Raw genomic sequence first — 14,225 nt, 5'->3', positions numbered from 1 at the left:
TTCTTGCGGGCATTTTTATTTTATCGGCTGAAAAACAGCCGATAAAATTGTCGTGGCGGAAAATAGAATGATTACTAGTAATAAGGGATATATTTGTTTTTCTGCATCTCCTATTACAGCTATTAAGCGTTTTTTTGAAACAAAAACAAAGAGTACGGGACAACCTATGTATTTACCATGGGGATTAGGTTTTTCAAGAGATATATTAGTTCGAGATTTTGGAGCAAGAAATGTTATATATACGGATGGTAATGAAGATATACCCGAACATTTAAAGTGGAGAACTGATATTTTGAATGTGGATTCTTATGATTTTGAATATTTGAGAGAATGGAGAATTAAAGGGGAAACATTTGATTTTTCTAAATTTCCTCAAGGTGATATTATTGTTGTTGCTCCTGATACAAACTCTTTGAATCATTTGGTCGTAAAGTTTGATATGAAGTTTACACCGTATGTAAATTACTATACTGGTGATATTGAAGAAGATTGGAGCGAAGAATTTATAAGAGAATGGAAAGGTATTTCTGTAGATAAATTAGGCGTTGATAATTTATTAGATGATTTCGCTGTATCGGGTGCTACTATTTCACAAGAAATAGGTGAAGATATGGTGAAAAAATTAATTTCAGAAACTCCTTGGAATTTACTAACAAAAAAATAAAATTATCGCAGATTTTTACAAAGGTTTCTTTGCCTACTTTCTTTTCCGCCATCATGCTCACGAAAGAAAGTAGGCGGCTTTTGCCGCCCACCACTCAAAAACGGGTGTAGAGTCCCGTTACTATTGTGAACACTTCTTCCAGCATATCGCAATATATGCCCTCGTGCGTTTCGATGTCCTTCGTCTTGCACTCGAATGTCTTTTTACTGAACGTCCTGCGGTAGAAACGCATATTGTAGAGGTCTAAGCCGGCATCGTAGATGATGTCAAGGCGGTTTGCGCTCGTCTTGTTCCTCGCAAGGCTCATGCGCAAGCCGTTGCCCATATCTATGAAGTCCTTGCTTCCAGTCATGGCGGCAAAGCGTCTGCCGCCTATCTGCTCCAAAATTGTCTTCGCTATCATATACGCTGTCTTTTAGGGTTTATATGTTGGCGGTGCGTACACCGCCAACGCGCTTAAAATTCTGCTTTCTCGGTTATGGGGGTGTGTCTTTCCAGCCACGCCTTCAGACACTCCATGTTGTACTCGCTTGTGATTACAGCCGTATGGCTGTCAATGGCGGTGAAACGTGAACTCTCGTAGCTTATGCAAAGATTTACATAACTTATGTTATGTATAGGGAATAATTATGTAAAGTTTACATTAATCTTACATATTGCTAACAACCAACTATAAGAATATCAAATATTTCAGAAGAAACTATTCACATAACATCTTCGCATAATACTTTTGTCTTTATCCATTTTTAAATCATGATTTATTATGCGAATAGGAAAATTAGATTTACTAAGAGAGCGTGTTATGTCTTTCTTGCAATCAAGAGGTTACAAACAAGGAAGTTTCAAAATGTACAATCGTACTTATAATGAATTGGCGCACTTCATGGAACAGAAGAAAATAGCGGAATATGATAATTCCGTAGGGTATCAGTTTCTTCAATATAGGTTCTTGAATAGGGATTACCAGACCCTAACAGTACGGGAAAAACTGCGTTACCGGCATATTGACGCTTTAAACCAGTTGTTGGAATCGAATGAGGTAAGAGCACGGACACTCAAAAAGCCGTATGAGTTCGGTGGGGAAAAAGGTTATCCCTTTCGTCTTTTCCTGAAAGATTTACAATCTACCGGAAGGCAGTCCGCTTCTATCCGTAGAAGTGAAATCAGATTATATGATTTGTATAAGTATTGGGTATCTGCCGATTTGGATGCCGCAACATTCGGGTTGCAAGAAGGAATCTTATATATACAAAAACTTGATAAGGAACTGACTACAGGTGGACGGGAAGAAGCTATTACGAAAGTACGTGCATTTTTGTTTTATATGTGCGAGCGTGGGTTATTACCGGACAACAATCCGGAACGTTGGAAGGAACTTTTTAAACACAGATTTCTCAAAAGCCCCAAAATACCGTCCGTTTATACGCCCCAAGAAGTAGAGGCGATTATCAATGCCATTGACCGTACGACATCAAGAGGGAAAAGGGATTATGCCATTATATTATTGGGAGCCCGATACGGTTTGCGCAATTCTGACATTAGAGGGCTGCGTTTCTGCAATTTGGATTGGGAGAATAACAGGTTATGTTTTGCACAGCAAAAAACGGGCAAGAGGGTTACATTGCCACTTTCGGAAGAAGTTGGCATGGCAATAATAGATTACATACAACATAGCCGTCCTAAGGTGGATTTACCTTATGTGTTCTTGTCATTTAAGACTCCCTATAACCCACTGGCTAAAAATGCTGTAGCAAATACCATAACAGAATGGATGCACAATGCCGGAGTTGATTTTGCAACAAGACGACATGGGAGCCATATCCTGCGCCATAGCCTTGCCACAAGCTTATTGAGTAACGAAGTGACATTACCTGTCATATCTGAAACATTGGGACACAGCAATTCCCAAGTTACAACGGCATATCTTCGTGTATCTGTTGACCTTTTGCGACAATGCGCATTGGATGTACCTTTTATTCCGACAACAATTTATGATAATCTATATGGAGAAAGCAAATAACTATGGCATATATTCCGAATTAATCCAGCAATATGCTGATTATAAGCGTTCAAAAGGATATAAGATGGTTGATATTGAAAGGAGACTACACCGTTTTGACATGCTCACTATTGAACGCAACGAAACAGAAATAGGCATTTCAAGAGATTTATTCAACGCTTGGAAAAACCTGAATCCGTTGGAATCAGAAAGAAATCGTGAAACACGCATGTTATACCTTCGTGGTTTTTCAAGTTATCTTAGACTTTTGGGATATGATTCCTATGTCCCGAAATTGCGTAAAACCAAGCGTTCGTTCATCCCTCATATATACACCAAAAGAGAGATGGCTGCAATTTTTAAGGAGTGTGACAAAATGGGAAGCACACAATGCGTTTACAATTCGATAAGAGGTGTAATTCCTTTAATTATCAGGATGCTATACGGAACGGGAATACGTATCGGAGAAGCGTTAAAACTTTGCCATAAGGACGTTAATCTCGCTTTGGGTACACTAACCCTGCATGAGTGTAAGAACGGACAAGACCGAATCGTGCCAATGTCTTTGTCTTTGACTGCAATTTGTAAGGACTATGTTGTTTATAAAGAACACTGTAATATGTCTGTTGAACCGGATGCGCCCTTCTTTTCTTCTGCTGACGGAAAGCGATGCAGAGGAACATCTATAAACAGATTGTTCAAGGCGGTGTTGCAACGGGCAGGAATATTTGCAGGGGCAAAGGGCAAAACGCCCAGACTTCATGACTTGCGCCATACTTTTTGCGTGGAATCTCTTGTTAAAATGTCAGAATCAGGAAAAGACCTATACAACTCATTGCCACTCCTTATGACTTATGTCGGACATAAATCTTTATACTCAACAAACCAGTATGTACGGATGACGCAGCAAATGTATCCTCAATTAATTGCAAAAGTTGATGATACCTATCGTTGTGTATTCCCTGATATTAATATTGAAACAGAAGAATAATTATGAAACCTACTGATTTTTCTAAATATCTGACCGATTTTTTTGGCACATATCTGCCAATAGAATGTGGCGTTTCCCAAAATACGATATTGACTTACAGTTACACATTCTCCCTGTTGATTGAGTTCCTGAAAGAGCAAGAATTTATAAATCCACAGCGTGTTACCCTTGCGGATATAACCAAAGAACGGATTATAAATTTCTTGCAATGGCTTGAAGAAGACAGGCATTGCTCTGTTTCCACGCGAAATGCACGTCTTGCAGCCATTCGGTCTTTTTATAGTTACCTGCAATATCGAGATGTAAAAGGAATGTTCCGTTATCATGAAATAATGTCAATAAGGAAAAAGAAAACTGCTGCTCCTGAAATGGCTTATCTTACGATAGATGGTATAAAGTTGATTTTAAGTCAACCTGATTTGAAAACACGATATGGTCGTCGGGATTTCGTTCTTCTTTCACTACTCTATGACAGTGGGGCAAGAGTTCAGGAACTAATTGACCTTACGCCACCTAATATAGAATTTAATGATACGGCGACTGTCAAATTATGCGGAAAGGGTAATAAGGCACGGATTGTACCTTTATCAAAACAACAAGCATCCAATCTCAAAAAATATATGTATGATGAGGGATTGATGAAAGAGGACAGGCATTGTGTTCCTATTTTTTGTAATTTCCACGGAGAGAAACTTTCCCGTGTTGCCGTCCTGAATATTGTAAAGAAATATGCAGAGATAGCTCGAAAAAAGTCCCCTGATTTAATCCCTGAAAATTTGGGATGCCATTCTTTCCGGCATTCCAAAGCCATGCACTTATTGGAGGCGGATATAAATTTGGTTTATATAAGGGATTTTTTAGGGCATGTTTCAACAACTACAACAGAAATATATGCTCGTGCAAGTGAAAAGAAGAAGCTGGAGGCATTGTCACGTGTAAATCCGGGAATAATAAAAGAGGGTAAAACGACATGGCAAAAAGACAAATCCTTGTTGGGTTATCTAAAGGATTTACGGACTAAGTATTAAAACTTATGTGAAGTTTGTTTGGGATATTATGTTATTTAACAGATGAAAATCAGTAACTTAATAAAAATAAACCAAACAAACTTTACATAATTATTCCCTATACATAACATAAGCATTTATCCACTCGCAAAGGGTTGTTACTCCCCATGCTTCAGCATCGTCAAACATTTCGTCCAACACCTTGATAGGCTTGCTGAATTTCACTATCAGCGTTTGATAACCTGCTGCGTTCATAAGTTTCCCTCCTTTCCCTTTTTCGTGGTCAGCCACTTGTCACGTGCGGTCCGGCACTCGTCCAACGTGGGTTTGACACAAGAGAACAATTCTCCGTCTGCGGGGTGGCGGTAGTCGTACTGCACAAGTGTCCGCTTGCGTCTGCCGATACCCATTTGGAATTTTTCGTATTTCTCCATACCTGCTTCCGTGCAGGTGCTTACTCCGTTGATAGTCATTCGTGTTGCCATAATCGTTGATTTTAGAGTTGTTAAAAATGTACTGACAAAACTCGGTTGCGCATCACCATTTCGGGGTCGCTCGTGTAGCGTTGGTGCAGGTAGAAATGGTGGCTGCCGAAGCCGTAAAGGAAGAACCTGTCAAGTTCGTGCTTCTCGGCAAAGCCCTTGACGCTTGCTCTTAACAGCTCCTCACTCGTTGCCAGAGTGAGGAGGTTCACAAATTCAAGGAACATCACGGGGATTTTATCGTCACACAGACAAATCATGCTTTCAATTCTTACTTCCATACTATTGGGTATTATAGGTTTATACTATGCCGCTTCCATCCGTTGGCGGATAAGGTTCACGTTGCTGTTCACAAGGTTTACAATGCGGTCGTGGTATTCGGTGTTCTCGTTGCATAAGCCACGACACTGCACCACCTCCAAAGTTTTCAGTGATACCTCTATCGTTTCTATGCGTCTGCCGTCAATGGTCGCTGAAAGGATAAGAGAATTTTCCCGATTGTGGTAGCCACCCACGCAATGGTGCATCATACGTCCTTCCTCTATCATTTCCTCCACGCTCTCTATGACCTTGATACGGATAAGGTTGTCGGAGAACACAAGTCCGAAGAAGATACCTTTGGCTTTCAGATAGTTCTTCTCGTCCTCAATCGCCTTTTGCCGTTGCTGTTCCGTCCGCTCACGTTCCCTTTGTCGGTTACGCTTCGCCACCAACTTGTCGTGTTCGGCTTTGAGGTCGGCAGGGCAAACGTACTTCGGGCTGTTCGTGTCCTTGCCGAAATGACGCAGGAGGTCTATCGTGTCACGCCACATAGAGCCGTTGGCAATGGTGTAGCCATTTCGGATACATATCTTCACGGATGCCCAATACTCTACGATATTGAAAGAGTGGTATATATAGTAACGCAACATGGGATATTGCCCTGCCTTTAACAGCGTTTCGGCTCGGCAGTCGGAAAGTATGGCTTTGAAAAGGTCGTAAGGCAGTATGTTGTGATAATCACCCTTGAAGCCGTTGCGTTTCACTTCGGGTATGAAACGCTGTCGGGGGTAGGTGCATACCGGATTTATGTCGTATGCCCGAAATTCTCCGTTCTTGCGTACTTCCATGTCGCTGTATTCATTCCATAGGTCGTAGTAGAACAAGGACATGCCACGCAATCGGGCAACGGTCGTTGTCTTGCCGTCGGGGGCAATCCACCTCTGCACCACTTCAAAGATGGAATACTCGGCTGGCTGCCCCGCCTTGTATCGTGACTTGACGGAAAAGAAGCGTATCACTTGGTATCGCTTGCAGGTGGTGACGATGGAGAAATACTCCATATCTCTGAAAACACTCTTTCGGGTGCGCAATGCTTCCAACTCCATGCCGCAACGGGGGCAGGTGCATCCGCAAACGGTATCCGCAAGGTCGTGGTCGCTCTTCCACGAATGTCCGCACTCGGTGCAGATGTTCGTGCCGTCCGCCCTTTTGACTGCGTAATGCTTGAAGCAATGGCGGAAAGCGTATGCCCTTTGTTCTTCGGTCAATCCCGGTAGTCGCTTGCTCAAACGTGCGACTTCCTGCTGTATGCGTGTTTTCGGTTTCATAATCAGAAGTCAAATAGTGATGGTTCAACTTTGGTTTCTTTCTTCGCTGTCGGCTTGTTGCGGTTCTGCAACTTGCGGAGTTCCTCGTCTTGGTATTGTCGGATAGCGTTCTGCCGTGCTTCCGCCTTTTCCTCCGCTGTGAGTTCCACCACATGGTTCACGGCTACCTTGCATTGGATAGGTTCGCCCACCTCTACCTCGTTCTCGTCATAGTAGTGGACGGCTTGTCCGTATATCTCTCCGTCCGTGAAGCCGTTGCAACCACTTTTCTGCACATAGTTCAGAATGTAGGTCACGCAATCGTCTATGTTCTTGGCTGGGTTGCGGTAGTTCTTCGCAAAGAGCGCATCTTCGGCTGCACGCTGCTCCAAGTACATCTGTATCGTTCTTTTGAAATGTTCTGTTCCTTTCATATCGCTGTCGTTTTTATCAGTTATACATTTTTCCGTTTCCCAAAAACTCGTAGTCGTTGGCTGCGCAACTCTCCTCGAAACTCTCCTCGCTGCACTGGTATTCCATATCGTCACGGCACGACTTGAAGAAGCTGTCAAGGCACTTGTCCATGAGGTCGTACAGAGTGATTCGGGTGTCGGGTGCTTTCAGAAAGTCGTAGATGGGTCGAAGAATGTCCTCGTCTGCGCAATAGCCTGTCAGTACGCAGCAATTGTCCGTGAATACACTGCTTTTGCGTCTTTTTTTGTAATTGCCTTTGAGGTAGTAGGTTCTCGGCTTGAATAGGGTGTGCCAATAATTATTGACGATGTATTTCAGAAGCCGTATGCCGCTGAGTTCCTCTTCCTCTCCGCTGTAACGTGAGGTGAAGCGGTAGGAATAACGGCACGTGTCGTAACTCCAATCGTTAACTTTGACCTTGAACACACTTTCAAATGCTTCCAGCGTGTTACGGTTGTCACTGTCCCATCCGTATTCAAAGGTGTGCAGCCATTCGCTGTATGCGGTTTCTCTCGCTGCTACGGAGAGTTCGGCTAATTGGAAAAGGTCGTATGTCCTTGTTATCGTTCTCATATCGCTGTCGTTTTAGATGGTCTGTTTCAGTATCTCTCTCCAATAGGTCGGCTCCACCTCGCTCAAAAGGAAGTCTGTAAAGTCCCTCCGTGCGTCCTTGTTCAGTTCTCGGTAGAGTTCACGGAACACGGATATGTTGCCGTTGGTGTACGTTTCCACCATGTACACGAAGATGTTGTCCACCTCGTAGTATCTGCACTGCTGCGCTGCCGTTTTGCTGCTTCTCTTTGCCATGTCGGTAGGGGTTAAAGGGTGAATAACCAAAGGATGAAGCCGAAGAAGGCGATTGTGGAAAGGGTAGCCACGATTACGCCTATCGCCACTCGGAACATTCCGTTTACAATCTCTGCTATGATGCCCCAAAGGATGCCGAACACCCCGAAGGCGGTGCGTATTATCAAGCTGCATATCGCCAACCCGATGTATTGCGCAGTTTGTCTGAAATTTGCCGTTGCCGTCATATCTTCGCTGTTTTTGATTTTTTTAATGTGGATTCAAGAGCTGAGGGAGTTGAGTTTCAAACTATCTTATCTGCCTCTCGTTTATCCGACATTTTTTTTAATGCGTCTTTCTGTCGCATCGGTCGTTTTCGTTTCGGGTGCTTGAAAAGGTAGGGATTAGGGGATGCAAGGTTTTTCGGGAAAAAGAATAGGATAAAATGAAGATTTGAGAAGAATTGAGCATTTCAACTGACTGTCAGTAGGTTTGGGCATAGGTTGGCACAAGGTGGCACAGATGGGGAAGACAGGCTTTGGGAAGAATATGGAAACAGATGCACTTCCAAATCATTACCCGATATCGGATGCACTTTTAATACTAACGGTCTATATTTCTGCGTTCTGCGTAGGTTTACATTCTGCCCTTACAACTCCCATAAACTAATTTTGCACCAAACAAAAAGTAAGGATTATGAGGAGTACATTCAAGACCGTGTTCTACGTGAACGCAAGCAAAGAGAAGAACGGAGTTGTCCCCATCATGGGACGTGTGACCATCAACGGGACTATCGCACAGTTCAGTTGCAAGCAGACCATCCCAAAAGCACTTTGGGACGCAAAGGGAAACCGTGCCAAAGGCAAGAGCAAGGAGGCACAGGCGGTAAACTTCGCGTTGGACAACATCAAAGCGCAAATAGTGAAGCACTATCAGCGTCTTTCCGACCGTGAAGCCTGTGTGACCGCTGAAATGGTACGTAACGCTTATCAGGGCATAGGCACAGAATATGAGACCTTGTTACGTGCCTTTGACAAGGAGAACGCGGCTTTTGCCAAACGTGTGGGTAAAGACCGCTCCAAGCGCACATATCTGAAATACCTGACTGTCCGCAAGTATGTAGCCGAGTTTATCAGAAAGCAATATAAACGTGCCGACATAACGATGAACGAACTTACGGAGGACTTCATCCGCGACTATTGCCTGTACCTGCGCAACGAGGCAGGGCTTGCGCAATCTTCCGTGTGGATATACTCCATACCATTGAAACATATCGTCACCACGGCTCACTACAACGGAAAGATACCAAGAAACCCGTTTGCAATGTACCACGTTGACCCCGACCATAAGGAGCGCGGCTTTCTGACGGAGGAGGAACTTCAGGCATTGGGCGCAATCAAACTGGAAAATCCAAACTTCGCGCTGGCAAGGGACTTGTTCCTGTTCGGATGCTGGACGGGCATATCGTTCATAGACATCAAGAACCTCACGACTGACAATATCGTGGAAATGAACGGTGCGCAGTGGATTGTGTCGAAACGGCAAAAGACAGGTGTCCCGTTCCAAGTCAAGCTGATGGACATTCCGATGCAGATAATCAAGCGTTACGAGCCGTTCCGAAAAGACAAGAGGCTATTTAACATAGGCTCACTTGACATGGTAAACAAACGCATAAAGAACATAGCGAAGAAGTGCGGTATCGAGAAGCCGGTTTCCTTTCACCTCAGCCGGCACAGCTTCGCTGTCATGGCATTGAACTACGGTATGCCGATAGAAAGCGTGAGCAAGATACTCGGACATACGGACATCAAGACCACGCAAATTTATGCCAAGGTAACGAACACGAAACTAAACAGCGACATTTCCGCCTTTGAGAACAAAATAAGCGGACGTTTCGACATATAACCGCTTGATTATGGAACGGGGCATTATTACGATGAATGAGTACGGTAGAGTGACTATACCCACTTCTACAAATGTATGGATGACAGAGGCAGAGCTGTCCTCATTGTTGGGTACAATCGCCCCAACACTCCGTGCCGCCATCCGAGCCGTATATAAGAGTGGAGTGCTGAAACGACATGAGGCAGAACGGTATATCCGTTTGCCCGACGGCTACGGAATGGAAGTGTACGCCCTGCCTATGGTCGTGGCAATTGCATTCCGCATCAATACCCCATGTGCGGCAATGGTGCGCGATACCCTGCTGGAAAGGCTGTACGGGCGAAAAGAAAAACAAGTCCTGTGGGTGTCAATTGACAGACCGATGTGCGAGTGTTAGAGCGTGGGTACGTACCTACGTAAACAGCCCGAAGAAGCGAGAAAGGAATGCTTCTTCGGGCTTTCTTTTTGTTTTGCCGCACCTTTTCTTATGTGCTTTTCTGCATTTTCTTGTCAGTTTGTTACGATTGCGCCGTTCCGCTTCGTTTTGCGTATCAGAGTTTTATGCGTTGCATCATAACTTTGCACCCGATTGTTTAACCCGTTGCCGACACTGCTGTCGGCGACACAAAACCAAGCAAAGCCTATGGCAGAACAAGACGAATTCATCCGTGTGGGGACAACCCTCTACAAGATTGTTGACCAGCCGCTGATTGACGGGGGCTGTGTGAAGAAACGCATCGCATGGAACTCCGAGACCTTGCGGCAGGACTACGGCAAAGACCGCATGGCTACCGTGCCGAAGTATGACGGTTTCTGTACCGTCCCCGACCATGTGGGCTACAAGCCCGTTGTCGGAAAGTTCCTCAATCTCTATGAGCCGATAGGACACCGACCGCAGGAGGGCAGTTTCCCCTGCATCCGCTCGTTAGTGGAGCATATCTTCGGAGAGCAATACGAGTTGGGCATGGACTATCTGCAACTGCTTTACCTGCAACCTGTCCAGAAGCTGCCTATCCTGCTGTTGGTGTCCGAAGAACGGAACACGGGCAAAAGCACGTTCCTCAATTTCCTGAAAGCCATCTTCCAAGACAACGTGACGTTCAACACCAATGAGGACTTCCGCAGCCAGTTCAATTCCGATTGGGCAGGCAAGCTGCTCATCATGGTGGACGAGGTGCTGCTCAACCGCAGGGAGGACAGCGAACGGTTGAAGAACCTCAGCACCACACTTTCCTACAAGGTGGAGGCGAAAGGCAAAGACCGTAACGAAATCGGTTTCTTCGCCAAGTTTGTGTTGTGTTCCAACAACGAGCATCTGCCCGTCATCATAGATGCAGGCGAGACACGCTATTGGGTACGCAAGATAGGACGATTGCAGTGTGATGACACCGATTTCCTGCAAAAGCTGAAGGATGAAATCCCCGCTTTCCTGTACTTCCTTATCCATCGGGAATTATCAACGAAAAAAGAAAGCCGTATGTGGTTTGCCCCGAAGCTGATTGATACGGAAGCCTTGCGGAAGATAATCCGCAGCAACCGCAACCGCCTCGAAATAGAAATGGCGGACTTGCTGCTTGACATCATGGCGAAGATGGAAGTGGAAACGGTGTCATTCTGCCTGCATGACATTATCCCCCTGCTGCTGTGTTCGCAGGTCAAGGCAGAGAAGCCGCAGGTGCGTAAAGTGGTGCAGGAGTGCTGGAAACTGTCCCCTGCACCCAACGGGCTTACCTATACCACCTACATGTATGGCGGCGAGGGACGCTACCAACCACGCAAGGGAGTGGGCAGATATTACACCGTGACCAAGGAACTGCTGGAAAGCCTGTGATATTCTGTTGAATTGTTGAATAGATATAATAGAATGTTGATATATAGTAATATACAGACTCAACAGAATACCAACAACGCCCAACGGACGATGAAGAGGGAGCGCGGCAGCATCCAATTCTGTCCTCACTCCTTCTTTTCGTTGCCGTTTGTTGGGCATTATGCGTTTGTTGAAACTAAGTTGAGTGCATATAAAACAATATATCAATATGTTATGTGCCATATTCAACACTTCAACGCTTTTACACCCGTCAACAAGTCTGTGGGGAAACGGCAGGGCATTCCAAGTGGGTATTACGTATACCGATATGCCATCATGTCAACAAGCAGGCATGTCAACGTGACGGCACGAAACCATGACGACAAACCGACAGGGCGGCATGACGTACCACCCAAGCTGGCGAAAGAAGAAAAAGCATCCGGCGACCACTGATTGCGCAGCGGATTTTAAGAACGGAAAAGCCATAGCTCATTAGGGCGTTTTCTTCACGCACCGCTGCGCTAATGCTAAAAACGCCCCAATGAGCCAACGGGGTTACCCCCTCTGGACACCCCCGTTTTCATGCGGCATGACCGCAACGGACGGGCATGAACAAACAAGTTTGTAGAACCTATAAAAACAAAAGACAAAAATGGGATACATAAGCATCCAATTCAACAAGGCGAAAGGCTCGGCGGACACGGGCGCGTCCGACCACATCGAACGCAAGACCATCCCCAAGAACGCCGACTCTACACGCACCTGCCTCAACCGTGAGCTGGTGGACTTCCCCGATGGCGTGACAGACCGCACCGGAGCAATCAATCACCGCATCCGCACGGCAGGCATCAAGAGGAAGATAACGCCCGACCAAGTGAGGGCAATCCGCATCGTGCTTTCAGGCACGCATGAGGACATGATGAAAGTGCAGGACGAGGGCAGACTGAACGAATGGTGTGCCGACAACCTGCAATGGCTGCACCGCACTTTCGGACGGGAGAACACCGTTTCGGCAGTCCTGCACATGGACGAGCATACGCCGCACATCCACGCAACGGTTGTACCGATTGTAACGGGCGAGCGCAGGAAAGCGAAAAAGAAGCAACAGGCAGAGGGCAAGCGCACCTACCGCAAGAAAACGGATGCCATTCGCCTGTGCGCCGATGACGTGCTGACACGTGAAAAGCTGTCAGCCTATCACGACAACTACGCCGAAGCAATGGCGAAATACGGCTTGCAGCGTGGTATCCGTGGCTCGGAGGCACGGCATACCACCACCGCCCAATACTACCGTGATTTGAAGCGGCAGACGGGAGAACTTGAAGCCAATGTGCAGCAGTTGCAAACGGAAAGACAACAGGCGGAACAGAAACTTGACGAGGTGAAGCAAGGAATCAAGTCGGAAAAACTGGAAGCCGCTAAGACCGAGGCGAAAGCCGCACTCGTGGCAAAGGTCGGTTCTCTTTTGGGTGGTGGAAAGTTGAAAGCGGAAAGGGAAGGGTTTCAGCAGCGCATAGCAGAACTTGAAAATCAAAATGCAAGATTAGAGCAATATATCAAGCAGATGGAATGTGAACACCAAACCCAATGCAGCAAGTTCGGTGAGTATATAGACAAGGTAAAACGATACTTTCCTCATGTGGATAAATTGTTGCCCCTGATAGACTTCTGTCGTAATACGTTGCACTTCTCCGAACAGATAATCCAAGAATTGTGCAAGTTGAAGAAGGTGAAGTTAAAGGGTGATTTTTATTCACCCGAATTTAACCGTAAATTCCATGCAGAAGGTGCGGCTTTCTCGTTTGAAGAAGATAAAAGCAGAACTGGACATTTCCGAATATGCGTGAATGATATTCCGCTTGTGCAATGGTTCCAGCAGAAGGCGCATGAATGGAGAAACGGTTTGGGGATTACTACCCAAAAGCAAAGTAATGGGATGAAAATTTAATGCACGCGCATAAATCCCGTTCAAACAGTCTCAAAAAGTAAAGAAAATCATTCAATGAAAGGAATTTATCAAGGATTTTAGCTACTTTTGCAATTGGATTGGGGAAGCCCTTTCCGAGACATAGAAAAAGAAGAAGCGTTATGCTTATCTTGTAGAACGGAAACCTGAGAAATTTCTGAATTGTGTACAAGGGTAGCATAGTGGTTCTCACGCTATAGCGTGGGCTGCTATTACTACATCTGTACACAGGGTTTTCTCAGGACCTCCGAACTAAGACGTAGCATCGCAGTGCCACGCTTCGTGTTTTGGATAAGTGTCAATAATTATCATTAAAATAGTGAACATTATGAAGAATGTTATTACCTTACTATCCTGTGCAGTTGCATTAGTTATGACTTCTTGCACACTCTCTAACGAGGAAAAAGCTGAGAAGTTGGTTAAAGAGACGCTTAAAGACTATCTCTATCACCCAGATTCTTATGAACCAAGGGGCTGACTAAAAAGCCCCCCTCATCTTTTTCCTCAATTTAAATAATATAACACTTCGTTAATTTTATAACTAATCCGTTGATCACAAATAAGTTAATTGATAAAATTTAGCAAAACAAAATA

At 45.1% G+C, this 14,225-nt stretch carries 17 protein-coding genes and 2 pseudogenes; 9 read left to right on the top strand and 10 right to left on the bottom strand.

What is annotated here, in order from left to right; translation table 11 throughout:
- Positions 1-67: 67 nt before the first annotated feature.
- A complete protein-coding gene (locus tag NSB03_RS18090; protein ID WP_257466559.1) occupies positions 68-664 on the top strand; it encodes a hypothetical protein in 597 nt (198 codons plus the stop codon).
- Positions 665-758: 94 nt separating this feature from the next.
- Here the strand turns inward: NSB03_RS18090 and NSB03_RS18085 are convergent, their stop codons facing one another.
- Together NSB03_RS18085 and NSB03_RS20920 are read right to left on the bottom strand one after the other, a co-directional pair.
- Positions 759-1,067, bottom strand: a complete 309-nt coding sequence (locus NSB03_RS18085) for a hypothetical protein (protein ID WP_024988517.1) — start codon at positions 1,065-1,067, stop codon at positions 759-761.
- 53 nt (positions 1,068-1,120) lie between these two features.
- Positions 1,121-1,246 (bottom strand): annotated as a pseudogene (locus tag NSB03_RS20920) (DUF6956 domain-containing protein); the annotation flags it as partial.
- A 220-nt stretch (positions 1,247-1,466) separates the two neighbouring features.
- On the opposite strand from NSB03_RS20920, the gene NSB03_RS18080 reads away from it, so the two are divergent.
- Genes NSB03_RS18080 through NSB03_RS18070 form a run of 3 tightly spaced genes read left to right on the top strand, consistent with a single transcriptional unit; the run spans position 1,467 to position 4,682 of the window.
- Entirely contained in the window at positions 1,467-2,684 is a 1,218-nt protein-coding gene (locus NSB03_RS18080; RefSeq protein WP_244266399.1) for a site-specific integrase, read from the top strand.
- Positions 2,668-3,654, top strand: a complete 987-nt coding sequence (locus NSB03_RS18075) for a tyrosine-type recombinase/integrase (RefSeq protein ID WP_005924223.1) — start codon at positions 2,668-2,670, stop codon at positions 3,652-3,654. The genes NSB03_RS18080 and NSB03_RS18075 overlap by 17 nt, the downstream gene beginning before the upstream one ends.
- A 2-nt stretch (positions 3,655-3,656) precedes the next feature.
- Entirely contained in the window at positions 3,657-4,682 is a 1,026-nt protein-coding gene (locus NSB03_RS18070; protein ID WP_005841877.1) for a tyrosine-type recombinase/integrase, read from the top strand.
- A 108-nt stretch (positions 4,683-4,790) separates the two neighbouring features.
- Here NSB03_RS18070 and NSB03_RS18065 read toward each other — a convergent pair.
- From NSB03_RS18065 to NSB03_RS18030, 8 genes and pseudogenes are all read right to left on the bottom strand, one after another.
- Positions 4,791-4,916, bottom strand: a pseudogene (locus tag NSB03_RS18065) (DUF6956 domain-containing protein); the annotation flags it as partial.
- Positions 4,913-5,146 (bottom strand): DUF3873 domain-containing protein, encoded by a 234-nt coding sequence (locus tag NSB03_RS18060; RefSeq protein ID WP_024988516.1) that lies wholly within the window; start codon positions 5,144-5,146, stop codon positions 4,913-4,915. The gene NSB03_RS18060 and the pseudogene NSB03_RS18065, both read right to left, overlap by 4 nt.
- A 20-nt stretch (positions 5,147-5,166) precedes the next feature.
- On the bottom strand, positions 5,167-5,424 hold the full coding sequence (locus NSB03_RS18055; RefSeq protein WP_024988515.1) for a DUF8466 domain-containing protein: 258 nt from the start codon (positions 5,422-5,424) through the stop codon (positions 5,167-5,169).
- A gap of 24 nt (positions 5,425-5,448) precedes the next feature.
- Positions 5,449-6,732, bottom strand: coding sequence for a PcfJ domain-containing protein (locus NSB03_RS18050; RefSeq protein ID WP_024988514.1), 1,284 nt, complete (start codon positions 6,730-6,732; stop codon positions 5,449-5,451).
- Between the two features lie 2 nt (positions 6,733-6,734).
- Positions 6,735-7,145, bottom strand: a complete 411-nt coding sequence (locus tag NSB03_RS18045; protein ID WP_024988513.1) for a PcfK-like family protein — start codon at positions 7,143-7,145, stop codon at positions 6,735-6,737.
- A gap of 16 nt (positions 7,146-7,161) precedes the next feature.
- Positions 7,162-7,758 carry a hypothetical protein gene (locus NSB03_RS18040; protein WP_024988512.1) on the bottom strand — a complete coding sequence of 199 codons (597 nt, stop codon included), beginning with the start codon at positions 7,756-7,758 and terminating at the stop codon, positions 7,162-7,164.
- A 12-nt stretch (positions 7,759-7,770) separates the two neighbouring features.
- Positions 7,771-7,992: a hypothetical protein gene (locus NSB03_RS18035; protein WP_008782570.1), complete on the bottom strand. Its 222-nt coding sequence runs from the start codon at positions 7,990-7,992 to the stop codon at positions 7,771-7,773.
- Positions 7,993-8,003: 11 nt separating this feature from the next.
- The gene (locus NSB03_RS18030) at positions 8,004-8,219 is read right to left on the bottom strand and encodes a hypothetical protein (RefSeq protein WP_128824481.1); all 216 of its coding nucleotides are present in this window, start codon (positions 8,217-8,219) and stop codon (positions 8,004-8,006) included.
- Between the two features lie 448 nt (positions 8,220-8,667).
- Here NSB03_RS18030 and NSB03_RS18025 point away from each other — a divergent pair, with 448 nt between their 5' ends.
- From NSB03_RS18025 to mobV, 5 genes are all read left to right on the top strand, one after another.
- Positions 8,668-9,876, top strand: coding sequence for a site-specific integrase (locus NSB03_RS18025; RefSeq protein ID WP_104404213.1), 1,209 nt, complete (start codon positions 8,668-8,670; stop codon positions 9,874-9,876).
- A 10-nt stretch (positions 9,877-9,886) separates the two neighbouring features.
- Entirely contained in the window at positions 9,887-10,252 is a 366-nt protein-coding gene (locus NSB03_RS18020; RefSeq protein WP_024988510.1) for a hypothetical protein, read from the top strand.
- A gap of 246 nt (positions 10,253-10,498) precedes the next feature.
- Positions 10,499-11,686 (top strand): primase-helicase family protein, encoded by a 1,188-nt coding sequence (locus NSB03_RS18015; protein ID WP_104404212.1) that lies wholly within the window; start codon positions 10,499-10,501, stop codon positions 11,684-11,686.
- A gap of 33 nt (positions 11,687-11,719) precedes the next feature.
- Positions 11,720-12,118, top strand: coding sequence for a hypothetical protein (locus tag NSB03_RS18010; protein ID WP_024988509.1), 399 nt, complete (start codon positions 11,720-11,722; stop codon positions 12,116-12,118).
- A gap of 199 nt (positions 12,119-12,317) precedes the next feature.
- The gene (gene mobV, locus NSB03_RS18005; protein WP_024988508.1) at positions 12,318-13,613 is read left to right on the top strand and encodes a MobV family relaxase; all 1,296 of its coding nucleotides are present in this window, start codon (positions 12,318-12,320) and stop codon (positions 13,611-13,613) included.
- Positions 13,614-14,225 lie beyond the last annotated feature (612 nt).

It is taken from the genome of Bacteroides acidifaciens, assembly GCF_024623065.1.
Classification (GTDB): domain Bacteria; phylum Bacteroidota; class Bacteroidia; order Bacteroidales; family Bacteroidaceae; genus Bacteroides; species Bacteroides acidifaciens.
Note: the sequence above shows the minus strand (reverse complement) of the source record. Positions and strands in the feature narration are given on the sequence as shown.